Annotated in this window: 20 protein-coding genes and 1 pseudogene; 6 read left to right on the top strand and 15 right to left on the bottom strand. The window is 47.0% G+C overall.

The genetic code is table 11. The features are described from left to right. Window positions 1-91: 91 nt before the first annotated feature. Entirely contained in the window at window positions 92-895 is an 804-nt protein-coding gene (locus XI25_RS00790; RefSeq protein ID WP_046676918.1) for a helix-turn-helix domain-containing protein, read from the top strand. Window positions 896-977: 82 nt separating this feature from the next. Here XI25_RS00790 and XI25_RS30905 read toward each other — a convergent pair whose 3' ends face one another. Next, a complete protein-coding gene (locus XI25_RS30905; protein ID WP_052759396.1) occupies window positions 978-1,751 on the bottom strand; it encodes an alpha/beta fold hydrolase in 774 nt (257 codons plus the stop codon). A gap of 52 nt (window positions 1,752-1,803) precedes the next feature. Further along, window positions 1,804-1,977 (bottom strand): hypothetical protein, encoded by a 174-nt coding sequence (locus tag XI25_RS33230; protein ID WP_160308868.1) that lies wholly within the window; start codon window positions 1,975-1,977, stop codon window positions 1,804-1,806. 73 nt (window positions 1,978-2,050) lie between these two features. Here XI25_RS33230 and XI25_RS00775 point away from each other — a divergent pair, with 73 nt between their 5' ends. Further along, the gene (locus XI25_RS00775; protein ID WP_046676916.1) at window positions 2,051-3,274 is read left to right on the top strand and encodes a leucine-rich repeat domain-containing protein; all 1,224 of its coding nucleotides are present in this window, start codon (window positions 2,051-2,053) and stop codon (window positions 3,272-3,274) included. A 377-nt stretch (window positions 3,275-3,651) separates the two neighbouring features. Here XI25_RS00775 and XI25_RS36665 read toward each other — a convergent pair. The 11 genes and pseudogenes from XI25_RS36665 to XI25_RS00725 all read right to left on the bottom strand — a co-directional run. Continuing rightward, window positions 3,652-3,750 (bottom strand): annotated as a pseudogene (locus XI25_RS36665) (glutaminase domain-containing protein); the annotation flags it as partial. Window positions 3,751-3,997: 247 nt separating this feature from the next. Beyond that, complete coding sequence (locus tag XI25_RS00770; protein ID WP_046676915.1) at window positions 3,998-4,588, bottom strand: membrane protein; 591 nt, start codon at window positions 4,586-4,588, stop codon at window positions 3,998-4,000. 2 nt (window positions 4,589-4,590) lie between these two features. Then, window positions 4,591-5,223, bottom strand: coding sequence for a TetR/AcrR family transcriptional regulator (locus tag XI25_RS00765; protein WP_046676914.1), 633 nt, complete (start codon window positions 5,221-5,223; stop codon window positions 4,591-4,593). Window positions 5,224-5,582: 359 nt separating this feature from the next. Then, the gene (gene pepF, locus XI25_RS00760; protein ID WP_046676913.1) at window positions 5,583-7,382 is read right to left on the bottom strand and encodes an oligoendopeptidase F; all 1,800 of its coding nucleotides are present in this window, start codon (window positions 7,380-7,382) and stop codon (window positions 5,583-5,585) included. A gap of 100 nt (window positions 7,383-7,482) precedes the next feature. Next, window positions 7,483-8,178: a 4'-phosphopantetheinyl transferase family protein gene (locus XI25_RS00755; protein ID WP_046676912.1), complete on the bottom strand. Its 696-nt coding sequence runs from the start codon at window positions 8,176-8,178 to the stop codon at window positions 7,483-7,485. Between the two features lie 226 nt (window positions 8,179-8,404). Further along, window positions 8,405-10,150 (bottom strand): ABC transporter ATP-binding protein, encoded by a 1,746-nt coding sequence (locus XI25_RS00750; RefSeq protein ID WP_046676911.1) that lies wholly within the window; start codon window positions 10,148-10,150, stop codon window positions 8,405-8,407. Beyond that, window positions 10,143-11,909, bottom strand: coding sequence for an ABC transporter ATP-binding protein (locus tag XI25_RS00745; RefSeq protein ID WP_046676910.1), 1,767 nt, complete (start codon window positions 11,907-11,909; stop codon window positions 10,143-10,145). Before XI25_RS00745 ends, XI25_RS00750 begins: the two co-directional genes overlap by 8 nt. A 38-nt stretch (window positions 11,910-11,947) precedes the next feature. Further along, the gene (locus tag XI25_RS00740; RefSeq protein WP_442950345.1) at window positions 11,948-12,922 is read right to left on the bottom strand and encodes an ABC transporter substrate-binding protein; all 975 of its coding nucleotides are present in this window, start codon (window positions 12,920-12,922) and stop codon (window positions 11,948-11,950) included. 240 nt (window positions 12,923-13,162) lie between these two features. Next, the gene (locus tag XI25_RS00735; RefSeq protein ID WP_327204703.1) at window positions 13,163-13,849 is read right to left on the bottom strand and encodes a helix-turn-helix transcriptional regulator; all 687 of its coding nucleotides are present in this window, start codon (window positions 13,847-13,849) and stop codon (window positions 13,163-13,165) included. Window positions 13,850-14,309: 460 nt separating this feature from the next. Then, window positions 14,310-17,495, bottom strand: a complete 3,186-nt coding sequence (locus tag XI25_RS00730) for a bifunctional cytochrome P450/NADPH--P450 reductase (protein ID WP_046676908.1) — start codon at window positions 17,493-17,495, stop codon at window positions 14,310-14,312. A gap of 75 nt (window positions 17,496-17,570) precedes the next feature. Beyond that, window positions 17,571-18,137 (bottom strand): TetR/AcrR family transcriptional regulator, encoded by a 567-nt coding sequence (locus tag XI25_RS00725; RefSeq protein WP_082112166.1) that lies wholly within the window; start codon window positions 18,135-18,137, stop codon window positions 17,571-17,573. Window positions 18,138-18,420: 283 nt separating this feature from the next. Here XI25_RS00725 and XI25_RS00720 point away from each other — a divergent pair, with 283 nt between their 5' ends. Beyond that, a complete protein-coding gene (locus XI25_RS00720; protein WP_046676906.1) occupies window positions 18,421-18,795 on the top strand; it encodes a BlaI/MecI/CopY family transcriptional regulator in 375 nt (124 codons plus the stop codon). Between the two features lie 4 nt (window positions 18,796-18,799). After that, window positions 18,800-20,227: a M56 family metallopeptidase gene (locus XI25_RS00715; protein WP_046676905.1), complete on the top strand. Its 1,428-nt coding sequence runs from the start codon at window positions 18,800-18,802 to the stop codon at window positions 20,225-20,227. A gap of 160 nt (window positions 20,228-20,387) precedes the next feature. Here the strand turns inward: XI25_RS00715 and XI25_RS00710 are convergent, their stop codons facing one another. Continuing rightward, window positions 20,388-20,843 carry a V4R domain-containing protein gene (locus tag XI25_RS00710; protein ID WP_046676904.1) on the bottom strand — a complete coding sequence of 152 codons (456 nt, stop codon included), beginning with the start codon at window positions 20,841-20,843 and terminating at the stop codon, window positions 20,388-20,390. Between the two features lie 465 nt (window positions 20,844-21,308). Between XI25_RS00710 and XI25_RS00705 the strand changes: the two genes are divergently transcribed. Beyond that, window positions 21,309-22,181: a YdcF family protein gene (locus XI25_RS00705; protein ID WP_235439603.1), complete on the top strand. Its 873-nt coding sequence runs from the start codon at window positions 21,309-21,311 to the stop codon at window positions 22,179-22,181. Window positions 22,182-22,423: 242 nt separating this feature from the next. Here the strand turns inward: XI25_RS00705 and XI25_RS00700 are convergent, their stop codons facing one another. Continuing rightward, the gene (locus XI25_RS00700; protein WP_046676903.1) at window positions 22,424-22,864 is read right to left on the bottom strand and encodes a GNAT family N-acetyltransferase; all 441 of its coding nucleotides are present in this window, start codon (window positions 22,862-22,864) and stop codon (window positions 22,424-22,426) included. A gap of 317 nt (window positions 22,865-23,181) precedes the next feature. Between XI25_RS00700 and XI25_RS00695 the strand changes: the two genes are divergently transcribed. Continuing rightward, window positions 23,182-24,060, top strand: a complete 879-nt coding sequence (locus tag XI25_RS00695) for a GNAT family N-acetyltransferase (RefSeq protein WP_046676902.1) — start codon at window positions 23,182-23,184, stop codon at window positions 24,058-24,060. Window positions 24,061-24,235 lie beyond the last annotated feature (175 nt).

The raw sequence follows: 24,235 nt of genomic DNA, 5'->3' as shown, positions 1-24,235 counted from the left end.
AGATCCGTGCAGATTGCCCGCTCGGCATATTTACGTCCCTATCCCGGTATGATAGGGTTTCATTAAGGAAATGGGCAAAGAGGTGTTAAAGATGCTTCAGATGATGAGTGTAAATTTCGATAATCATATTCCCCATTGGCGGACCCAGCTCGAAACGATTACGCATAACGTTCTCGTGGTCGTTCGGGAGGGGCAAGTCCGGTATGAAATCAACGGAAACGTGGTGACCGCCGAAGCGGAAGACGTGCTCTTCATTCCCAAAGGAGCCCGGAGAGCAGGCGAAAATATGAATGGGGTCCCCCACCAAAAGTTTACCGTTTTATTTACGTGCGAGACGGGGGTTCAGACAGGGATTCCATTTGTGGATAAAGGACATTTCGTAAAATTCAAGCTATCCTCGAGTCAATACGCCTATCACCGCTGTGAAAGACTGTATGATGAGATGCGGAGCGGCAGGAACTACCGTTCCATCATCTGCCTCGGCATTCTGCAGGAACTGCTCGGCATGATCGCCAGGGAGCTGGATAGACCTACGCTTACACCGAGCAAGCTCAAATATGCCGAGACGATCAAGGCCTACCTGCTGGAGCATTACCGAGAACAGATCGAGATTTCGCAGTTGGCTGCGCTGATCGGCCGTTCACCCAATTACATCACCGCCGTCTTCAAAGAAGTGTGCGGCCTTTCCCCGATCCGGTATATGCATCAGCTGCGCATGCTGGAAGCCTACAGCCTGCTGCTGGGCTCGGATATGACGGTCGCCGACATATCGCAGTATCTCGGGTACTACGATACTTCGTATTTTCACCGGGTGTTCAAAAAGCACTGCGGCCTGTCGCCGACCGAATACGCAGCGCAAGCGAATCTGGCAGGAACTCCGCTGCTTTTCTCCTAATTCCATGATTGATTGGAGAACCATAATATGGCATGGAAGGCCGGTCCGCTTGCGATACGCGATTTTCTTTTCCTGATACTTTTTACTGCTGCCCGCCATTCCGAACTTTACTTCGGAATACCCGGTCGTCCAGCCATTTCATCAAAATGCTTGCAAACAAGTCGGGATCATCCTGGAATCCCATGTGCGAGGTTGGAGTTTCAACCCGGGTCAAATAGGAGGATTTGGCCTCGTAGCGTGCTTGCAGATGGTCATACAAACCAACGACCTCCAGCATGGGAAGGGTCGCTTGCTTAAGCGTTTCGACTTGATCAGGATGCGAGGCGATCGCGGAAAGCGCTGCGAGGATACCGGCTGCGGAGGATTCCTTGGCAACCTCTATTGCGAATCCGATCTGTTTCGGATCCGACCGCTCTGCAAAGAATCGTGGAATATGGCGCTCCGAAAACGGCCCAACACCATGCTCGATGACTTCCTGTTGCAATGTTTTGCAAAAAGAGGCCAATTCCTCGTTGGCTCCCACCGCTGTAGCATAAGCGAAGACGGCTGCATGTAACCTTTCAGGATACCGTTCGACAGCGGATTGGGCGATATATCCTCCGAGCGAATGGCCGATCCATACCGCTTGATCAATCCCGAGCTCATCCTGCAAGGCAAGCACCGCCTCGGCGTAATGCTCAACGCTTTTCGTATCTTCATCCGGATCGCTCTTCCCCTGCCCCGGTAAGTCTACGGCAATGACATCGTAGTGTAAGGCCAACTTCGGCATAACTTCCTCGAAAATCCTCCAAGTGCCGAGAAAGCCGTGAATCAGGAATAGCGGCTTCCCGGAACCGGCGCGAACATAATGCATCATTATCCTCTCCCCCTTCAGTACTTGATTGAGGTTAGATCAACCTGCCCGTATTCTAGCCGTACAACCAAGCGGCCATGATTTCTTCAGTTTTGGCGACCTGCTGCTCAGTCCATGTACACACGATCACCAGTTCCTTTTTTGCATCAATTCCATCATTTTCATCCACCCAATGCCGCAGCTCGGCAAACTCCCTGCAAGAGATGTTGAAGTAGAGTACTTTAAACATGTTAATTACCCGACACATAGCGAGACGTACTGCAGGATGGAACGGAGAAACCAAATTGCTGGGGAGATATGCCATGGATATTACCGAAGATTTCATTGATGAGCGTTTTAAGGCGTTTGTATTGGAGCAATTTTCCGGAAATCGCGAACGGATTCAGACGGGCGATGTGGAGGGAATCGTAACCCTGGAGATTGCGAATCAACGCTTTTCCAGTCTGAAAGGGATTGAATACTTCGCTTCTCTGGAAGAGCTTGATTGCTCGTTCAATCACTTGACGGAGCTTGACATTAGCAAGAATACGAAGCTGAGAATTTTAGAATGCGGGGGCAACAAACTCATTTCTTTAGAAACGGTTCATAATACGAACCTCGAAAAGCTATCTTGCAACAAAAACGAGATTCATTCATTGGATTTGACGGCCAATGTTAGATTGGAAGCGCTGGATTGCGGTTATAACCGCCTTTGGCAACTGGATGTCAGCAGCAATCCCAAACTCGCCACGTTGGTCTGTTATTGGAATATCCTTTCAGAGCTGCATTTAGAGCAGAACGTCGATTTAAAGGAACTTAACTGCGGCTATACCTCCATGTTTGGTTTGGAGTTGGATCAAAACACACAACTAACGCATCTTGATTGCGGAAACAATTATTTGATCGGCTTGAATATAAAAAATTGCAGGAACCTGGTGGAAATCCGCTGCAATAACAATCATTTACGGAATTTGAATGTAACCGGCAGCCCGGCTTTACGGAGTTTAAGATGCTTCAACAACCATCTCACAAGCTTGGACCTCGGACACAATCCGCTTTTGGCCGAGCTTTACTGCTCGGAAAATAAACTCTCGGAACTGGAAACCCGCCATAATCCGAAGCTGCAGCATCTGAGTTACGCCGATAATCTCATCGTTGAGCCGGACCATGCCATCAAGGGAATGGGAACTTTTCGATACGACAACTCGCTAACTTCCTATAAGGCCATCCTTCATTATAAAGGGAAGGAACTTTCCGTTACGGCGGATGTACCCGCCAAGGCGGACATGAAACGGCTGTCTCCCGTGATCCGAAAAGCCTGGGAACGAATTGACGAACTCCATGGTCAAGCGTTAAACCTGATTGCCCGTACGCATCCAGACGAAGATGTGAACGAATTAGTCTTTTCCGAGCTTGAATTTCATGAAGACGGCACCATTCGATTCGGGTACGATGCAGGAGACACTCCGGCCGGACAACTGATTATTTGCGCGGTATTTAATCGGAAGCTTGAGTTGGACAGCCAACTCGTCTATGAAACTTATTAATACGTTAATTTATCGATGTTCCTGAAAAATACGCCCGACTAACGATCCCGGCCATGGAAGCTGCCGAATTCGGGTCGGGCGAATTATATTTTCCAGGTAAGCAGGATACTTTGCGTTTATGCATGATCGACCAGTCCCTTTGGATAGGTTCAATATCTATATCCTTTAGCCGGATCCATACGTTTCCATCAGGGGACTCTTCTACCGCGTGGCAGATGAGCGCCCTTATACCGAGAGGCAACTGATCATGGATTCCCGGTACACCAAAGCTTCGCGTTTCCAAGTAATAGCAACTTCAACCTCAAATGTCTATGTGTATCGAAATCTATAGATTCGTTTACCTTATTTCATTGGATATGCACTCAGATGTTGGCTCAAACCTGCCCGTGGGCCTTCGGATAAGTGCCTACATCGTGCGGAGCAAAATCAAACGCCCAATCGCCGCTCTCGGCATACTCGAAAATAGGCCGCATCATCCAGAGGCGTTATTAGGATTCGGCCCCACGGTACGCCCTAACTCATAAACGGATGCGTTATTCCATCGAACAACTGGCCGCTCATTATTTCTTGGGCAATCGCAAAAATTTCATGTATTCGACATAACGAGGCTATGTACTTATGCTCATGTTTGCTACTTTTCCAATGTGTGCCATGAACTCCTCCGAATGTTGGTCATTACTAAATTGTCAAACAGCCACGACGTCAGCAGCCAAATCGCGAATTTTAAATAAAGGTACTCTTTTTTCTTTTTTCAAGCTTTTTAAAACCGACATAAACCAAGGCAATACAGATAATCAGCCCAATGATTGCAGGTAAAATAATGGACTTGCCCGAAGTGCCTCCAAATGCCACACTCCATAACATTTTAGCAACAGCCATAAAAACCAGAACGGATATACCAAGCCATAGGCTGCGTTTCCAGAGTGCCATGCTTAAAACCGTTAACGAGACTGGAATTAAAAGAGATATCAGGATTTTGGTTAATCCCCAGTCACCGGTTAAATAATCCTTTTCCATCTGCAGAAAAGCTCTTACCTGATCATCAACAGCAACTGGCGCTGGAAACCAGAACATGCTTGTTAAAAGCAAAAATATCGTTCCAAAAATTCCTGCCCAGCTTCGTCTGTATGAAAAAAAGCAGAAAGGAATCAAAAACAGCGGCCGAATGTACCAACTTAATTGATTTTGATGCCTGGTAAAAGCCCAGTCAAAAAAGCCTGTGTTCACGGCCATCAGTAAGATGAATAATATGGATGATACGCCAAAAACAATGGCTAAAGACTTATCGTAGCGTTTAAGTTTTTCGTTTTTCATGTTTAATTCTCTCCCTTGATTGTATGATTTGCCATTCCATGCCGAATAAAATAAACATAAGTATCAAGGTTGGAAATCATCCTTTCAAACTCAAAATCCTCGTCTTTATCAAAAATTTCATGGAAGTGGCTGAATAGATAGCTTAAAGTTTTAACTAAAAATTCTCTTGAATACTCTTTCTTAAAATTGCCCGCCTTTATTGCCTTGTCTACCATTCCACCAAGAATATCTTTCGTATCGCTGCCAAGATGATCCTGGGCAACTTTATATATTGGATTGCCCTGTTCTTTTGAAAACATCCTGCTAAGCTTATGATATTTGGGGTACTCCAGAGCAAACTCTATGGCAAGCCTTGCCTGCCGTTTAAAATTTTCAAAAATGTCCCCGTCTGTGCATGATTCCGGGTTGTTTGAATTTTTTTCATTTATGAATTTCCATTTTGCATATACTGAGGTTTTTAGCAAATACAAATAAAGTGCCTGTTTGTCAGAAAAGTGGTAGTAGAACGTCCCTTTGCTTATGCCAGCATCTTTTATAATTGTATTTAGTGATGCGTCATCATAACTTTTTGTAGTAAATTCATTTAGCGCAGCTTCAATCAGTTCTGTTTTTCTTTCAAATGTTTTGTCCTTCAATCATGACAGCTCCCTTTAAAACGGCATATTTTATTTATAGACCAGGTGGTCTATAAATAAAATATAATATCACGATAATAATGTCAATAAATAAAAATCGGCTTGCTTTGTGCCGTGAACAATGTCGTAATAACTGTTTTGCGATCATGTCACTAAGGGACGGGAGATTGCATTGAACAGGGAAGAACGGAAGAAAATTCACGGCAAAGCGTTTTTCTTGCGAGATAAGGATGGCTAATCTCTGTAGTTTATACTTTCTTATCTCTTAAAAAAAGCACCCATTAGAATTCCGGATAACCAGGGGTCATCCAATGTGAATTCTAAGGGGTGCACCTTAAAACATGTACATCTAAAAGAACCTAATACAAACTCTCCAGCTCATCAATAAGCGAACCTACGTAGGCTGCAGCGCTGCGGATCGGGTCAGGCTGCGACATATCCACGCCTGCCAGCTTCATTAGTTCGAGCGGGCTCATGGATCCTCCGGCTTTTAACACTTCGAGCCAGCGATCCACGGCAGGCTGCCCTTCCTCTCTGATGAGCTGTGCTACAGCCGTGGAGGCGGTAAGCCCAGCTGCATAAGTGTATGGGTACAAACTTCTATAATAATGCGGTTGACGCATCCAGGTTAACTTGGTATCCTCATCGATAACCACGCCCTCTCCCCAGAACGAAGACAGGATATCTCCCTTCAACTCACACAATTTCACGGCAGTAATCGGCACATTTTTCATGGCAAGATCATAAACCCGGCGCTGAAGCTCTCCTTCGAGCAAATGGGTTACGAAGTTGTGGAAATAGGTGCCAAGCAATTGGGAAATCACCCAGCGGCGCATTCTCGGATCGTTAGAACGTGCCAGCAAATGATCCGCAAGCAGGAGTTCGTTCATCGTTGAAGGAGCTTCAATGAAATACAGTGATGGTCTGGAGTTCGTCAACCGTTGATATTTGCTTGCCAGCATAAAATGACCGGCATGCCCTACTTCATGGGCAAGCGTAAAAGCGCCTCTCATGCTATCGGCCCAACTGATCAAAATATAGGAGTGGACTCCAGGAATCGACATGCAGAAGGCACCCGTTCTTTTCCCTGCGTTATCCGCGTAATCCACCCAACGATTGTTAAAGGCATCCGATACGATCTCCCCGTATTCCGGACCAAGGATGCTTAAGGCTTCCTTGATCAGCCCCCCCGCTTCCTGGAAAGAAATGCCGGGAATAAAATCAGGATCAAGCGGAGCTTTCAGGTCCGCAAACGTCATCTCGTCCAAATGGAGCACGCGTTTCTTGAGTGCGGCATACTTTCGCATGTGAGGCGCAAGCTCTTCCTGCAAAATATTCAAAATGTTGTTATACATTTCCGTTGTGACCTGCTGCGGAGTCAAGAGCATGTCTGTAACGGAATCATATCCGCGCAGACGCGATTCGATCACTTGTCGCTTCACTTCGGTACCGTAAGCTTCGGCAAACGTGTTGCGGTATTTGTATAGCGTCTCGCTAAAGGCCCTGAACGAATTACGGCGCAGATCCGTATCCGGAGATTCAACGTATTTGTTCTCATAAAGCGCAAACGAAACCGGCACTTCTTCCCCTCGGCCGTTCTTCGCAGACGGGAATGTCATATCGGCCAGCTTGCTGCGCTCATAAATTCGGTAAGGCGCCCCTAATACTTCGCCAAATGAAGCAAGAACCTTTTCCGTCTCCGCGGTCAGTCGGTGGGGCTTGGTTTGCAGAAGCAATCCGAGACTGCGTTCGAACTCCCGAAGTTTCGGTTGTTCCATTATGTACTGGTCTATCGTTCCGTCCGGAAGCGCGATAATTTCGGACTTGATAAAGGTAAGAGCCGAACTGACTTCCGATGTCAGATCGCGCGCTTTCGCGGCATTCATCTGATTTTCGGGATTGATGCTGTCTCCGGATTGATGCAGATGGGCATAGGCTCCTACCCGGTTGATTCTGCCTTGCAGCACTTCCTGGGCAAAAAGACAAGCCAGCAGCGTGTCTGCTCCTTCTCCGAGTCTTCCTTCATATTTCGTAACAGAGGAGATGTCCTGCCTTACAGCGTTTAATTCTGCTTCCCATGCCTCTTTTGTCTCAAAAATATCATTCAAATTCCATGTTGTTTCCGTATCCACTTCCGCTCGGGTTAAAATTTTCGACATACGCTATGCCCCTCTCCCATCATAATGAATTGACCAATGTATGGCGCCAATAAATCCCATTGTAACATAGATTCTTATGTTTTTTTCTTGCCTATTAGGTTCATTTTAGCTGATGAAGTTTATCGAGGAGTTCAGATATCGTAACCACCTCAACTTTGTCCTGGATATTTTCATGAGAACAACACACGGCTAACTCATAATCAGGCAGATGTTCATAAAGCTTAAAAAACCAGGTTCCATCTTTTGTTGATGTTTGTAACGATATATTTGTCTTGGATAAATCAAATGAAAAGCTGTCCAAGGGAATGGATAAACCTTTTCCGATTGCTTTAATGTAACTTTCCTTGAGCGTCCAAAATTTATAAAAATATCGCGTCATCATTGGTTTAGGTTGACAAAGTATCTGCCGGGTCTCTAAAGACGTAAAGAATTTTTCGCCGATCCTAAAATCAATCGGTTGTATTTTTTCAATATCAATCCCAATTGGACTGGTGTCCAATGCCACTACGACCCATTGACCGGAGTGAGAGATATTAAAATAACGATGAGATTGATTTTTTAATCGAGGCTTGCCGAACTCGTTATATTCAAAATGAATATCTTTATTTTCAATTCCCCACTCTTCCCACATGGATAATCGAACAAGCAGTTCGCCGATTACCGATCGAATTCTATCCTCGACAAAATGAAATTTATTAACCTTTTTTGCTCTCTCTTGGCTTATATGAGAGAAGAAACGGTTATATAAATCAGGATTTACCTTAAAATCATCTATGTATGCTGCAACTATTTTCATTTCGCTATACCTCTTATCCAGACCGTGGCTTCATAGATTAGAATCTCACTTTTGGAGCTGTTACGCAAGAGGCCAAGGGGGTATGGGGCAATAAAGGTAAGAGCAGCAATTGGACGGGGCCACCCGGATCAGTTCATCCTTCATACGCGGTTTCTCACCATAATGAACATAACAATAGAGGCTTCCCGGTATTTTCGCTGGAAAGCCTCCTTACTATTCATATTGATTATCCTTCTGGAACGTGTTGTGCCTTGATCCTCCAGCCCCCTAACTTCTGCTGCTCTTCCCACAATCTGAGATAGATTCCGCCCATGGACAAAAGTTCTTCATGTCTGCCTGCTTCCGCAATCCTTCCCTGATCTACGACTAAAATCCGGTCTGCCGCCTGGATTGTTTTTAAGCGATGGGCGATGACTATTACCGTTTTATGATATGCCAGCTTGCTGATCGCTCTTTGTAATAACACTTCGTTTTCCGGGTCAAGGGAAGCGGTGGCTTCGTCAAGAATAACGATAGGAGCGTCTTTGAGAATAGCCCGGGCTATTGAAATGCGCTGCTTCTCTCCGCCTGAAAGTGCTGCTCCGCCCTCCCCGGCAACGGTGTCGTAGCCATGCGGGAGATTCATAATAAAATCGTGGCAGTGCGCCGCTTTGGCCGCTTCAATCACCTCTTCGGCCGTAGCATCCGGTCTTCCCTTTCGGATATTGGCTTCGATCGTTTCATTAAATAAATAGGGCTGCTGTTGGACCGTGCTTACCATAGCAAGGAGTTCATCGCTTAACATATCTCGCACATCGATGCCTCCAATCTTCACGGCCCCACCCGATACATCCCAAAAACGCGAAATCAAACCGGCAATCGTCGACTTCCCCGCACCTGACGGACCGACCAAAGCGACCAAATGGCTTTCGGGAACCCGAAAATGAATCCCTTTCAAAATCTCCTTGTTTCCATAAGAAAAATGAACGTCCTGTAACTCGATATCGAACGAGGAAGGATGCTGCGGATGCTCCGGTTCAGGCAGTGCGGGTTCGGCAAACAGCTCGCGGATACGTTCTCCGGCTGAGGCCATGTAACGCATTTGTGTCAGCGCCGTTCCCGCCGACCGTAAAGGCTGATAAAACTTCATGCTTACCACAAGAAAAATCAGGAATGCGGACGTGTCCAGAACGCCGCCTGACAATAAATAACTTCCAATAAATAGTAAAAATACAAATCCGAGCTCCAGAATAATAGAGAACAGCATGACAACTGGAGAGGTTGCCACTTCGACCCGAATGCTGTCGTCTCGAAGCCGTGCCATTGCGGTGTCTAACCGCGAAAACCGTTGTCCTGTCTGATTATGGGCTTTGATCAGCCGGATCGTCTGAACGTATTCCAGCAGACGGGAGTTCACGGCAGCAGCTGCTTCCTGCCGCTTCTTGCTTCTCTTGCCCATCAGACCCTGTGACCAGAACAAGAGAGGAAGAGCCAGCGGTACGGAAACGAGCACCGCAAGAGCCAGCCGCCAGTCAATGAATACCAGAAATAGCGCACTTACGACCGGCAGGATGATCGAACCGATGACTTGATTAAAGAGGTGTGTCAATATCATTTCGATTTCATCCACGTTAGATAACAGGGTATGACTGATATCCCCCTGGTCCCGGCGTGAAAAGTAGCCCATGGGCAGCTTCCGCAAATGTTCGCCTAGACGCAGACGGACATCCTTCATGATGGAAGCTCCGCTGCTTTGAGCCTCAATCTGGCCACGACTGGCAAATAAAGCCTGTAGGGCAAACATTCCGACCAACCATGCCGACCACCAAAAAATTTGCTTAAACGTAACCTCCCCTTGAAACAAAGATGCCAAAATAACATATAAGAGACCGGCCGGAGCCGCGTTGGCGATCATTTCCAGCACGGTATACCAGGTAGCCCTGGACAATAATTTGCCGGACTGTCCCGTAATTAAACGAATGGTTTTAAACATGAGGCTCCTCCTTTCCTTCCAGCGACCAATCTCCGGCATCCCGATGGGCCTTCCACATGCTGGCGTACAGAGGGCAATTCCGAAGCAACTCCATGTGAGTTCCCGTTTCTATGACATGTCCATCGTCAAAGACGACGATACAATCCGCGTCTGCAATCGTGGACAGCCTATGCGCAATAACCACGACCGTCTTTCCCTGAAGCAAACGGCTTAACGCATCCTGTATTTTCGACTCATTTTCCGCATCGGCAAAAGCAAAAGCTTCATCGAGAATCAGGACCGGGGCGTTCTTCAAAATGGCGCGGGCAATGGCAAGCCGCTGACGTTCACCTCCGCTTAAAGGGATTCCCCCATCACCGATCAGCGTATCGTAACCGTCGGGCAGCGAGAGGATGAATTCATGAGCCTGAGCAGCTTGGGCTGCTTGGATCAGCTCGGTATCATCGGCATCATTTTTACCCATCCGCAAATTAGCGGATACGGTATCGCTGATCACCGGCACATCCTGGAATACAAACGATACCAGGTCCATTAATTGCTCGGGTGCGATGGAACGAAGATCGATGCCTCCGAGCGTTATTTCGCCACTGGCAGGATCGAAGAAACGGGCGATTAACTGGGCGGCGGTCGATTTACCCGCTCCGGACGGACCAACAAAAGCCGTCACCTTGCCATGCCCGGCTTTTAGATCGATCCCTTTCAACACCTCCCGGTTGCCGTACGAGAAATGAACCTTTTTGAATTCAATATCAAACCGCTGCGGCTGAACTGTCGTGGAATGTTCAGGTGCTTCTTGCTCATTTTCCGCTAGTACAGCTTCAATGCGGCGAACGCTTTCCAGATTGTTCTGCATCATATGGCTAAGCGTTGAAATTTGCCGTAATGGTGCCGTGAGCCCAACGCCCAGCAGCAGGAAGAGCAGCAAGACAGGGAATTCAATCGCATGATGACTATATAACCATAGCCCTGCAGGCATGATAAATAGCAGCCCCGATTCCAGCAGCAGCAGAAACAAGACATATAACGGCGTCTTTTTGCGGGCGATTTGCGTCCATAAGTCTGCATAATTCTTCACGGACTCATGGTAACGGGCAAATGAATGCACCGTTTGGTTAAACGACTTGATGACCGGCATCGCATGGACAAATTCCACGATGGCTCCGTTCATGTTTTCAGAAAGGTCATGCATTCGTTTCATATCGTCGCTCCGTCTGCCGCGTACTGTCATCAGTCCCTGAACAGCAAACGCGGCAGGGATCGGAAGCAGCGCAGCAATCGCCAATCGCCAATCGACCGCGAACAGATATGCCGCCGTTAGCAGCGGCGCTACGACTGAAGCGGTCAGATCAGGCAGATGATGCGCAATAAATGACTCGATCCGTTCAACATCATCTGCGATAATCTTCTTGAGCCCACCGGAATGCTGTGCACTGAAAAAACCAAGCGGCAGCTTACCCAACTTGTCGATCAGACGGACACGCAAATCATACAACACATGAAACGCCGCAGCGTGCGCCAGCATCGTTGATATCCCCATGAACGCAAACCTGAGTAAAATAGCAACCAGTGCAATCAGTATAAGCTTCTGAACCGCTGCTAAGTCGACAGGCTGTCCAAGAACGACTTCCGCCAATCGATACACGATAACAAACGGAATCAAAGCGCATAAAGCGCTGACTGCGGAGCTGAGACAGGATAGTATCAATTTTCCGCGCTGGTTGCCAGCCAGACGGAGCAAGAATCGAAATGAAGTTGACATGGCCTAGCCCCCTCTCTTGATGTGACGATAGCGCCTGTCTATTTTTTCAGAGCCTTCATGATTTCTTCGATGCCATCAATTTTGGCAAGAGCCATCGGTCCCGGAAGGGAAGGGTCCTCCAGTTCGTAAACGTGATTATTCTTCACCGCATTGAGGCCACTCCACACCTTGCTGTTTTTCATAGCCTCTTTGACGCCTCCTTGAATCGGATTTTGCCAGTTGTTGATGATGAAAAGATGATCAGGGTTGAGCTCGGCTAAACTTTCCAATGTTAAAGGTCCGTCGGATATCATGCCTTCTACCGGCTTTAGTCCAAGCCCCTTATAGAAGGGATCGAATCTGCCGTCCTTCCACGTAATAAACTGCTCCTTGCCGCTGTACATCGCAAACATGACGGATTCCTCGCTGCGAAACGCCAATTGCTGTTTGTATTCGGCGGATTTGCGATCAAAATCTGCCAACACGCTTTTGGCCTTATCCTCTTTGCCGATGACTTCAGCGATTTGCTGCAGTGTTTCCCTCCATTCCCCCGCTTGAGGAAATATAACGGTTGGAGCAATTTGGCTTAATTTCTCATACTGATCCTTCATGTCATCTGCGGCTATAATCAGATCCGGTTGAGCGGACAGCAACCTCTCCAAATCAACTTCCATGCCGAGATCCATGATCTCCTTCCCTTCCACACGCTTGCTGAGACTTGGAAAATTCCGTCTGATCGTTTCAACACCTTGTGCGGCAACAGGGTATTCATCCAAAACGGCTAGGTAGTCGACAAAAGCGATATATGGCGTGGCGATTTTGATTGGCTTTGCTTCAACCACCGTCTCGCCTTTTAAATGTGAAATGGTTCTGGGATATGTAGAAGAGGTGCCATTTTCTTTAGTTTCAGCATGGTTAGGCACATCCTCCTTCCCTACCATAGACCCCGAATTTGTTCCCCCGCAGCCTGCTACCAATCCAATCAGGGCAACAATGATGATGAACGAAACTATTTTTATTCCCCGCATTTCCATTCCACTTCTCCTTTTCCTTGCATCTTGTCGCCATGCATCTTTTCAGAGCTCTTATGCATCGCGATTCATTGCAAATGAGTATCATTATCAATGGGATAATGATACTATCTGTTCTCATCATCCCTCTACCCGTAGCCGGAGTATTAAACTGGTTAGCGGGAATTTCAGGTACAAAAAAACTGCTCAGAAAGAGCAGTTTAGGGGAATTCTCTACTTATTTCCTATTTCTTTTTCTACCATCTATTGTTCTGAAGCTAACAGAGAGGCAGGAGCAGGCTTTTTGACGAGTTTGCCGGGATTGACCCCGTATTTTTGCCGGAACACCTCTGAGAAGTAACTTGAATTGGAATAACCAACGGCGCATGAGGTCTCATTAACGTTCAAATTGCCTTGTTGCAATAAGAGTAAAGCCTTCTCCAACCTTATATCTCGCAAATAACCGAATACGGTTGTTCCGAACATTTCTTTGAATCCGGACTTTAATTTGCAATCATTCATGCCGATCAATCGGGAGAGCTCAATCAGCGTCGGCGGATCTATCATACGTTTTATCATGATGTCCCGCGCTTCCCTGATTTTTTGCATATCGCTTTTAGACAACTTCGTCATCCCTGAAGAGCCGTCTGTCAAAAATGATTGAAAGGCCATGGATAATAGCTCTAACACGCTGCATTCGATTTCCAAATTTTTGGTGCCGCGATTTTGAAGAGATCCCAGCATTCGCTCAAGAATAATTGAAGCAGCCGGTTGCAGCGTTTCCTGGAAGGCACGAAACGACGCTTGTCCCAGTATGCGGGTAAAATCAGCGGACCTCCCGCCCCCGCCCTCTTCCATGAATCGATGAAAGGTTGAAACGGGAATACCTATGCCCAGCATAAGAAGAGGCTCATTACCGTTAAATTCAAAATGAACTCCGACTTCCTTCATGAATTGAAGGGTACAGCTTCCCGGAACAAATTCATACCGCGCACCTTCAACCATAATCTCTCTTCTTCCTTGCAAACAGAAATTCAGCTCAACCATTGCGGTTTTCGTAACAAGAGGCAAGCTGCAATCCTGACGAAATGTAAAATCGGATACAACCAGATCGATATCAGAACGCGGGACGAAACGACGAACGCCTCCCTCTCCTCTTCTCGAATGGAGCGCCATGTGTTCCGTACGGTCCAAATTCCTTCGCGGCAGTTCGAGTCCATCGAAAAAAAGGTTGAAATTGTGATGAAAATTCATGTCAGTCATTGCTCCCGCACTCCGATCAAGTTTTATAATAATGATAATGATTCTCATTATTATAATGGATCATGTCTCTTTTGACCATCCTGGCCAGGGGCTCTGCTTCGTTGATAGTTTGGTTTAAGGAGACTCGCCTTCACATCCATTTCGGCGATCAAGCCTTTCCGCCAGCCCATACGTCTTTGACGTAACGTCCTTCGGCCTCAAGTTGATCGAACCATGCTTTGGCCTCCGTATCGCTAACGCCATGAACCGTCTGATAGCATTTCCGCAAGGTGGCCTCTACATCCGGAGCCATTCTGCTTCCGTCGCCGCACACATAGAACTGGGATCCCCGATCCAGCATGCCGATGATATCCATTTCCCGCTCCTGCATCAGATGCTGGACATACGTTTTCGGCTGTCCCGGTATCCGCGAAAACGCGGTATGCACCGTAACAAGCCCCTCTTGCTGGTACTGCTCCAACTCTTCAAGGTAAATATGATCGGCTGCGTCGCGGCAGCCGAAATAGAGATGCGCCGTGCCTAGCTGGGCGCCTTCCCGCGCGAGCGCCCGGCGAGCCTGAAGGAACCCGCGGAACGGGGCGATCCCTACCCCAGGTCCAACCATAATCATCGGAGTTCCCCGATCTTCAGGGGGCCGGAAGCCGGACTCAGGCGTCCGGACGAACATCATGACGGAATCTCCCGCCTGCAGGCCTGCAAGATAATTGGATGCGACGCCGCGGTACTCGCCTTGGCCGCTCCAGGCCGGACCTTGCACCACGCTAACCGTAATGCTGGCCTGCCCCGGGTGCACGCGCGGAGAACTGGAAATCGAATAGTATCTCGCTTTCAGCGGAGGCAGAAGCTCCAAAAACCGTTCGAACGGCATTTCGCACGCTGCATATTTTTCCAGCAAATCAAACATCGATATCCGCTGCTGCAAGACATTCGATTTGTATGCCTCTTCCTCCAACAAGGCTTCCAGCTCATGCTTATGAGGCGGGCATGCTGTTCGCGCGGCAAGTTCCCGTATCTGCACCCGGGTCGCGGCCTCTTGCAATTCCACGCTGCGGTTGAGCAGATCGTACAGCTTGACGGGGCGATCCAGCGGCAGGTGCGCCACGCGCAAGCCGGACGTTTTCAGAATGACATGGTCATTGCCATCCAAGCCGAAACGGCTCAAGACCCGTTCGACGAGCTCCTTCCGATTTTGAGGGAATACGCCCAAATGATCTCCCTCTTGATACGTAATCCCCTCCGGAAGGGCAATTTCAATATGGCGCGTGCTGCGTCCGTTCCCATCTTTTTGAAGCTCGCGGTTCTCAACGACCTTGGCATAGTGTGCATCGTATGATTCGGCAAGCGGCGCTTCAATCATGCCTCGGACCATTTCCACGGATAGATCGGGGCTAGCTTGCTGTTCCATGGCTTTGAAGCTCAGTCCTAACGAGCCCATAACCGCAGGCCAGAGCTGATCGCGCCAGGTCTCCACCTCGGTCTCGAAATCGCCGCCAACATCGCCGCCGCCATGCGGTAAAAGCCGCTCCGCTCCTTTGGCCGCCATCTGCTCGTCAATCCATATCGGAACGCTCTGATACGTACTGGCCCAGTTGCGGTCGCCGCAGCCGAAGACGCAATAGCGAATCCCGTCCAATTCGCCAGGGTTAACTTCACGAAGCCACTGTACGAAGCCGCGCGCATTATTGGGCGGCATGCCGTTATAGGAAGACGTAACGATATATATCACGCCCTCCGCAGGCATCTTCCCTGCATAATCGTTCAGCGGAGCTACTTTGCTCAGGAAGCCCTGATAACGCGCCGTGTCCGCCAGCTCGCGGGCAATCCCCTCGGCCGTGCCCAGATCGGAGCCGTACAGCACGAGCAACGGGGTACCATGGCTCTCCGCCGGCTCCAATGCTTCCCGTTCAACCGCGTTTTTCTTCGGTGCTGTCGTCCCCCTCCCGCCGCCTGCGAAAATAAAGCCGGTTTGTATACTGCGGGGACGAATTTTCATCGTGAAGCCATCGGGTTTCACCGTTAACGTCTCTTTCACCTTCAACTGGTAATCGGTATGATCGATGAACTCGAAATGTTTGAGCAGCATTCCCAGCACCAGCGTCGCCTCTTGCAGCGCAAACTGCTGGCCGATACAGGCCCGCTGGCCGATTCCGAACGGTTTGTATGCATCATGCGGCACCCGGCTCGGGTCTTCGAACCGTTCCGGACGGAACATCCCGGCATCCTCGCCCCATGCAGACATGTCACGATGCAATTGGGGGATCAGGACAACCATCCGGTCCCCTTGGTTCACCGCATATTTTCCCGCAAGCACCGTATCCTGCTTCGCTTGTAATGAGAATCCCGGGGCCGTCGGCCACAGACGCAGCGCTTCATCGAGAATCATGCGGACGTACTTCAAGTTTTTCACCTGAGCGTAAGTGGGAATCGGATCCGTCAACACCCGGTCCACCTCTTCGTATCCCTTTTGCAGCTTCTCGGGGTTGTTTAACAGATAATACAGAGCAAATGATAATAAACCGCTTGTTGTCTCATGTCCTGCGATCAAGAACGTTATAATCTGGTAACGAATGTTCGTGTCATCCAGAGCTTCTCCCGTCTCCGGATCTTTGCCTTTCAGCATATGGGCCAGCAAGTCATCCTCTTCTTGATGACCTCGTGCCTTACGTTCAGCGATAATTTTATCTACCAAGGAGAACATGAATTCGAGATCCTGCTGGAGCTGGCGTCTGGACTTCACCATCAGCATATCCTGAATGCCGAGGCGCTGAGCCTGGCTCATCGTCTCGCTGAGCGCCCGCACCATGCTGGTGACGAACGGATGCGATTGCTCACGGTAGAAGCTATTAAACCGGTAGTTGAATCCGCATAAGCCGATCGTATCCAGTGCCAGACGCGTCATATCTTCCGGCACGTCCACGCATTCATCCGGATTAAGCCGCGACCACTTCTGTACCAGTTGAATCGCAATCTCCAGCATTTTATCGAAATATCCGCGCATCGCCGTCCGGCTGAAACTCGGGAGCAAAACATTGTGAGCTTTCCTCCAATTCGGCTCTTCGGTTTCAGAAGTGAACAACCCGTCTCCCGCGATGGCCCGCACCTTTTCCAGCACGGTTTTTTCGACGATCTTGTCAAAACGAGCCGAATCGGTAAGCTCCTTCACCAATTCATAGCCTGACACAATGTGCAAATGCCCCACCGGCAGTTTGACGCGATAAAAATCACCGTACTCTTCCGCCAATTTCATGAACGATTGAATGGGCATTTCCGTATCAAGCTGGGGCAGATTGCCGAGCGGGCCATATGTTTTCGGCTGTGGAATCGCAATTGTCATTACTACGCCTCCTCATGGTTAACAAAATTTACGGAATGAATATTCATTCCGGTTATAATATGAAAAACGAACGGGTCAATGGACCCGTATCGCATTCCAACAACATTCCTCCACCCCTGCAAGAAGTTCGCTTGTCTCCTCCAATACGCCCGATCTTATCGTTTCGAACAGCTTGACAAGAGCGCCATAGAAAATGGATATTAGCGCATTCGGCGGCAATGGGGAGATTATGCCTTGCTGCTGTCCCTGGATAATAAATTGACGAATCACTCCCATGCATTCATCGAACAATTCCAGGCTTTTGCCATCCAACAGGCGGGGATTCAAGTGCGAATCAATGAACGAAAACGCTTCTCTGTTTTCTTTGGCAAAGTGGATCGTTTGCGTAAAAATGTGATGAAATTGCTCCCGCACGGTTTCGGATTCGGAGAAATTTTGAGTTACCGTTTGGAAAAATCGTTCCACGCATGTTTGAAACAACGAGTTCAGAAGGACCTCTTTGTTTTCGAAATACCGGTAAATGGTGCCTGCGCCCACTTTTGCACTATCCGCTATCATGGGTACGGTAGTTGCATCAAAGCCACGCGCCGTAAACAAATGCAATGCTGCCTGTAAAATATCTTCTCGCTTATTCGTCGCCACAAAACTCACCTTTCTCTCGGAATGAACGTTCATTCCCCTAAATTTTAAATTATTTCCATTGGGAGTTCAAGATCTGAGGTATGAATTCGCCAAAGCGTCAATTTACGAGATCAGTCAAAATCCCCCGGCAAAACGCAGATGTTTGTCAGGGGATCTCTATAACCCTACAGTTTCATTATTCGAGAAAACATTTGGCGATTAGCGTCCGTTGACAAACATAGATTAAGATTGTAATCTAATAACAATATATAGACTACATTTGTAATCTTTGGAGGTGTTACATATGGAAGAGCAGCCCCGAATCTCAGATGCGGAGTGGGAAATTATGAAGGTAATCTGGACAAAATCACCCGCTAGTGCATCAGATGTCATTCTTGCGCTACGGGACCACAAAACGTGGAAAGACAAGACGGTTAAGACTTTGCTCGGCCGACTAGTGAAAAAGGGCATCCTCTCGTTTGAACAGATCAACCGGGTCTATTATTACTTTCCTGTACGAAGCGAAGAGGAATGCAAGCGTTCAGAACGCCAATCCTTTTTGCAACGCGTATATGGCGGCGCACTAAAACCGATGCTGGTTCACTATCTGGAAGAAGAAAAGCTCTCCTCCCAAGAGATTGACGAGTTGAAGAAAATCCTTTCGGAAAAGGAGAAATAACCTGGTGGATTGGCATTCGGCAACGCTTTATCTCAATCAAGCATTTTCGTATATACTGCAAAACTCCATTCAGGCCAGCCTTCTCGTCTTCCTGATCTTGCTCTGCAAGCGGCTTGGCAAAGAACATTTGCCCGTCAGATGGCACTACGCCGTATGGTTCCTGCTCGTTTGGAAGCTGGCGGTTCCGTGGTCGGTCGGTAGCTCAGTCAGTTTATTCAACTGGCTGCCCGCGCTATCATTGGACAGCATGGAGGAAACCCAGCCGCTAGCGGCATCCGGCTCTTTCCAGAATACTGAAGTATACTATCCGTATCATTCCGTCCCCCACCGAAATACATACCTTTCTACTGAGGCGATCTTTTCATGGTTCAATATCCTCTCTCTCATCTGGATCGGCGGGGTCATGATTCTTGTTGCCACCACGATTTGCGCCACTTATAGATTTCTCTCCCGGTTTAAAGACGATTCGTCTGTTCAGGATCCGGCGATTTTACGAGTCTATTCCCAATGCAAGCAGCAGATGGGCGTCACCAAACGCATACCTTTACGGATAAGTCACCGAACGGCAAGCCCTGCTTTAATGGGGATATGGAAACCGCAAATCAGGCTGCCTGCAAGCATTTTGGAAAAACTTGACGAGGAGGAGCTACGGCACATTTTATTTCATGAACTAGCGCATTGGAAAAGACGAGATATTGGCGTTAACAGCATCATAAGTTTGCTCTTGATTCTAAATTGGTTTAACCCGCTATTATGGTATGCCGCTTCCCGCATGCGTCAAGATCAGGAAATGGCTTGCGATGCTCTGGCCCTCACTTATTTGCAGGAAACGGAAGTACCGCGCTATGGCCGTACGATGATCAAAATACTCGAGCTGTACGCAGAATCAAGACAAAAAAACTTAACGGCCGGGTTTTCCAGCTCAAATAAACATATAAAAAGGAGAATCGAAATGATTAGCAGGTTTAATAAACGCGCTTATAACTGGACAGTATCAGGAATCATTGTCGTCATGGCTTTAGGTGTTTTCACTCTGACCGGTGCACAAAAAGCACTAGGGAAGGAACTCACCTTCGTCAAGCCCGTAGCAGGTAACATCCACAGCATGCCTGATCAATACGGAATCAACATCTTGAACCGTTTAAACACGCCGATAAAAGCAGCCGCGGCCGGCAAAGTGCTCAATGCCGAATACAATACCTCATTGGGCAACCATGTCGTTCTTGCGCATGAAGATGGGTATCAAACCGTTTATTCTCACTTGGAAAAAATGGAGGTTACCGCTGGAGCTACCGTCACTCAAGGTCAGATCATCGGTCTCTTGGGCAGTACGGGGAAAAGCACGGGACCGCACCTTAATTTCCGAATTCTAGTAAACGGCACACCCGTCGATCCAATGGAGCTTTTGGCAACCGAAACAACCAAAAAGTAGCCAGTAGAGCCTCGCTTTGAAAAAAAGCGACAGGTAGGCATTGATTTATCCGATATAAGCACGCTATGTGCGTTTAACCTAAAAAACCGTCAAGGCATTTTCTTGACGGTTTAATTGATTTTAGAGTGGTTGCTGCATTATCTAGCGGCTTCGGTGACGATTACCGTAAATTAAGAATCTCATATACGCAATGCTCATCCCCATTTACGTTACATTTCACTTCACGTACAGTCACATTCTTATTCGTTATACTTCGAAGAGCACCTTCCAGGATAGCCCCTTCCAAATCGCACACCATCTTCCCTTCCAGTACAGGAAGCCCTTTGCAGAAACAATCATCGACAGCAATCCGCATTGTTAATTCATCCTGATATACGATTTTCGGAATACCAATCCTTAGCTCTTCAAACATAGACAGGATATCCTCTACTGTAGAAACAGGCAGCGAGGCGCCGATTTTACGTCCGATCGTGACGGTTGTTCCCTTCCCGCCCATAGGTAATGCTTGCTGCATGCCAATTAATCGAATTGTTCGGAACAGCTCCAATGGCACCTGGTCCCCCAGTTTCTTCCGACCAATCAACTTCATGTCCTCGTAAGTAAAAGTTTCTTTCATGCCAACTGCGCCTCTCTTAGTATGCTGTATTGGTAATTGCCTCCAGTCTACCATAACCGAATAACAAACTAGTGATCCTGAGCACATTTTATGAATAATCGTGACTTTTTTAACACCAGCAAAAGCAACCGTTTGTCGATCGATCTACCTTGAACCTCTCGCCGCTTAACGATCTACTGTCATTATTACCGACCATGATTCAAGATTTTGCGGGACAATACGAAAATAGAGGTATCGTTATCAATATCCTGTTCCATCGGTTGTATGGATGAAATAAGGGTAGAAAGGCAGGTATGCAAACTTAATCTTTTTGCTTACAATAGTAAGGTTGGAAAGGAGTGTATTATGAGTTTTATTAGTGGCTTCAGTTTCATTTTATTTGCAATCTTTGCCATATTATTCGCAAGGGAGAAAAGGCGGATTAGCCTCTCGTTCCTGTTTATAGCAGCTTTAGGGAACATAGTGATGGACTTGGTAGTCTTCTCTAGCCAGATTCCATGGGTAAATCTGGTTGTGGCCGCAGGCGTGTTGGCCTTCTTTCCGTTAAGCATCCTGTTTATTAGCATTTATTTGCTGCTTAACGGGAAAATAATGCTGAAGCGGGAAAGCAAAAAGCTCGCAAACATGCTGTCTTTGATCGTGAGTCTTGCCATATTCACGATGGTCGGACTCTTTATTTATTTCTTTATTATTTCGTTCAACAGCAGGTACGCTATTTATTACATTGGATCACTGCTTATTTTTATGTATTTTTCCTTTGTGTTTGTTAGTTTTCTGGCTTATGCGACGTTCTATCACTTCTGGAAGATAAGATATCAGCCGGATTTCATAATCGTGCTTGGCTCTGGCCTGATCGGAGGCGATCAAGTACCGCCGTTATTGGGATCGCGCTTGGATACGGGCATCGAGCAATATATGAAGTACAACCAAGAACCTAAGATTATCGTATCGGGTGGTCAGGGACCGGATGAGCTGCTAAGTGAAGCTGCGGCCATGAAAAAATATATCGTGGAGAAAGGCATTCCTGATGAGGATGTGCTTGCTGAGGACAAGTCGAGAAACACGATGCAAAACATGCAATTCTCAAAATCGATTATGGACTCCATCAAGCCTGATCATAAAAGCATATTCGTAACGAATAATTATCACGTGTTTCGCGCGAGTATCTATGCGCGACTCGCAGGTCTGAAAAAATGTGAAGGAGTCGGAGCCAAGACGGCAAGATACTACTTGCCAAGTGCTTTTATACGAGAATATATCGGCATTTTGACGATGTACAAATGGTGGCACATTGCGGTAGTTGGACTAATTGTGCTGCTTGTCTCGATCATACCCTGATTTGATCCGCATGCGAAAGCCGCACCGAGAATGGACCAAGCCGGCCCCATCCATGGATGGGGCGGCTTGATTGAATAAACCTGATCTAACCATAAAATAAATCCAGAATCTTCTTATGCGCTCTTTGATTTTTTCCGATTAGAATTGGCAAACGCCTCTTTTTGAAAACTATTCTTCTCACGATTATCGTACATGATCTTGATGTCCATAAAATCACTTGTCATATCAAAAAAACAGAAAATTCACCTCTGCTTTTTTGATAATTTCATGTGCAATATCGGGTAAGGACGGCCTTCACTATCTGTCGGTTCTTCACTTATGATCGAAAAACCGCTTTTCAAGTAGAACATCTTCGCATTCTCATTTTGTTTATTAACATCTACGGTGGTTACGCCAAAATGATCGATCAAAGTTCGGATGATTTGTTTTCCGTATCCTTTTCCGATTTCCCCGGGATCCAAAAACAGCATTTCCAAGTGATTTTTATTTGTAGCCGAAAATCCAATGAAAGAATTCTCAACGTACCAAAGCCTCACATCAAGATGAGGCAAATATAAGTGGATTTCTTTCTTGATTTCCTGCTTATCTTTGATACTTACAAAGCTGTGGGTAGCTGTTACGGATTCTTCCCAGAGTTTCAAAATGATATCATAATCAATCGTTGTTGCGCTTCTGTTTTGCATATGTTCATCTCCTTTTCTATTATATCACTCTCCTTTCCATTCTTTGTTTGATGATGGTTATCGTGTATCTCCACTCCTGATGATTTTTCATGTTTACTGCACTTCTTTCATTTGTTATTTTAAAACCTGATTGCTTTACTTATTATACCCGTCTTTACCTTTACCTAGGGAACGAAAGTGTAGGATTTCGGCAGGATTCCTTGAACGATAAGAGAAGCATTAATACACTAGTTTCATATTTTATGTAGAAGACTGGAAGTATTAGGCAACAATGAAATGAATATCAAAAAACAAATATCAAGGAGACCTTTATTCTAATGTATAAGGACCAAAAACAATTTCAGCCGGAGGCATTATCCTCTTTCCTGGCCCGATTGAATCGCATGGACTCTCACCATGTCGGATATTGCGGGGAACAAGTTGAGGAAATCTACAGCACTCTTCAAGAGGAATTCGTCGAATCAGGCAATTTGAACCGATGGTTTACGATCATGACCGATCAAAGCGAGATCGTGGGAGTTTTAGGGTTTAATGTGGATGAAGAGAACCGGTCGGCAGAGCTGTGGGGACCTTTTATTGATGCGGAAGGCGAAACATGGGCTTCGATAGCTGAACAGTTATGGACTGCCGGAGTAGCCAAGCTTGAAGGCAGTGTCGATCGTTATTATGGATTTTATAATATGGAAAATCATTCTGCCGCCAGGTTTATGGAAGCAAAAGGCGGGAAAACGACAGGAGAACACATTGTACTAAGAGCTGAGGAACCTGCCTTTCGGGATCATAATTTCCCTTCTTTGCAGGACATGGACCCGGCCTACGAAGAACAATTCATGGAGCTACATGAGACAACGTTCCCGAATACATATTATAATGCCAAACGAATATTGCAGCAGGTGAATAATCATCGCAGATTGTTTATTCTCACAGATCAAAGCCAGCTCGTTGGCTATGTTTATGTGGAAGGGAACTCCGAATTTAAAGAAGGCAGCATCGAATACATAGCGGTGTCCAAAAATTTCCGTCGAAAGGGCTTTGGACGAACGCTGCTCGGGCAAGCACTTAATTATTTATTCCACGAGGTAGAATTAGACGAGATTTCGCTCTGTGTCGATTATGGAAACCAAAGCGCTATACAGTTGTACCACAGCGCAGGTTTTAAGACGGTGCATCGACTTAGAGCCTACGTTTTGTCGTAGAAGGAATGCCCCTTATCGCTTAAAGGGCATTCCTTTATTTTCTGCATTCATGAACATTGCATCTGACAGATGGGAATCAGATTACGTTTTGGCAAATTTTCATTCATTTCTTCATTGTTACCATCATAAGTCCTGCTGATTTGAAATTCTGGACTGGATTGCGTTCTGTGCCATT

It is taken from the genome of Paenibacillus sp. DMB20 (assembly GCF_000987955.1).
Classification (GTDB): domain Bacteria; phylum Bacillota; class Bacilli; order Paenibacillales; family Paenibacillaceae; genus Paenibacillus_AQ.
The sequence above is the reverse complement of the archived record's forward strand: the minus strand, read 5'-3'. Positions and strand labels throughout refer to the sequence as shown.

Excerpts from the sequence above, each read along its gene's own strand:
- XI25_RS00790 (WP_046676918.1), top strand. The coding sequence starts at position 92 with ATGCTTCAGATGATGAGTGTAAATTTCGATAATCATATTCCCCATTGG.
- XI25_RS30905 (WP_052759396.1), bottom strand. The coding sequence starts at position 1,751 with ATGATGCATTATGTTCGCGCCGGTTCCGGGAAGCCGCTATTCCTGATT.
- XI25_RS33230 (WP_160308868.1), bottom strand. The coding sequence starts at position 1,977 with ATGTTTAAAGTACTCTACTTCAACATCTCTTGCAGGGAGTTTGCCGAG.
- XI25_RS00775 (WP_046676916.1), top strand. The coding sequence starts at position 2,051 with ATGGATATTACCGAAGATTTCATTGATGAGCGTTTTAAGGCGTTTGTA.
- XI25_RS00770 (WP_046676915.1), bottom strand. The coding sequence starts at position 4,588 with ATGAAAAACGAAAAACTTAAACGCTACGATAAGTCTTTAGCCATTGTT.
- pepF (WP_046676913.1), bottom strand. The coding sequence starts at position 7,382 with ATGTCGAAAATTTTAACCCGAGCGGAAGTGGATACGGAAACAACATGG.
- XI25_RS00755 (WP_046676912.1), bottom strand. The coding sequence starts at position 8,178 with ATGAAAATAGTTGCAGCATACATAGATGATTTTAAGGTAAATCCTGAT.
- XI25_RS00750 (WP_046676911.1), bottom strand. The coding sequence starts at position 10,150 with ATGTTTAAAACCATTCGTTTAATTACGGGACAGTCCGGCAAATTATTG.
- XI25_RS00745 (WP_046676910.1), bottom strand. The coding sequence starts at position 11,909 with ATGTCAACTTCATTTCGATTCTTGCTCCGTCTGGCTGGCAACCAGCGC.
- XI25_RS00740 (WP_442950345.1), bottom strand. The coding sequence starts at position 12,922 with ATGGAAATGCGGGGAATAAAAATAGTTTCGTTCATCATCATTGTTGCC.
- XI25_RS00735 (WP_327204703.1), bottom strand. The coding sequence starts at position 13,849 with ATGAAGGAAGTCGGAGTTCATTTTGAATTTAACGGTAATGAGCCTCTT.
- XI25_RS00730 (WP_046676908.1), bottom strand. The coding sequence starts at position 17,495 with ATGACAATTGCGATTCCACAGCCGAAAACATATGGCCCGCTCGGCAAT.
- XI25_RS00720 (WP_046676906.1), top strand. The coding sequence starts at position 18,421 with ATGGAAGAGCAGCCCCGAATCTCAGATGCGGAGTGGGAAATTATGAAG.
- XI25_RS00710 (WP_046676904.1), bottom strand. The coding sequence starts at position 20,843 with ATGAAAGAAACTTTTACTTACGAGGACATGAAGTTGATTGGTCGGAAG.
- XI25_RS00705 (WP_235439603.1), top strand. The coding sequence starts at position 21,309 with ATGGACTTGGTAGTCTTCTCTAGCCAGATTCCATGGGTAAATCTGGTT.
- XI25_RS00700 (WP_046676903.1), bottom strand. The coding sequence starts at position 22,864 with ATGCAAAACAGAAGCGCAACAACGATTGATTATGATATCATTTTGAAA.
- XI25_RS00695 (WP_046676902.1), top strand. The coding sequence starts at position 23,182 with ATGTATAAGGACCAAAAACAATTTCAGCCGGAGGCATTATCCTCTTTC.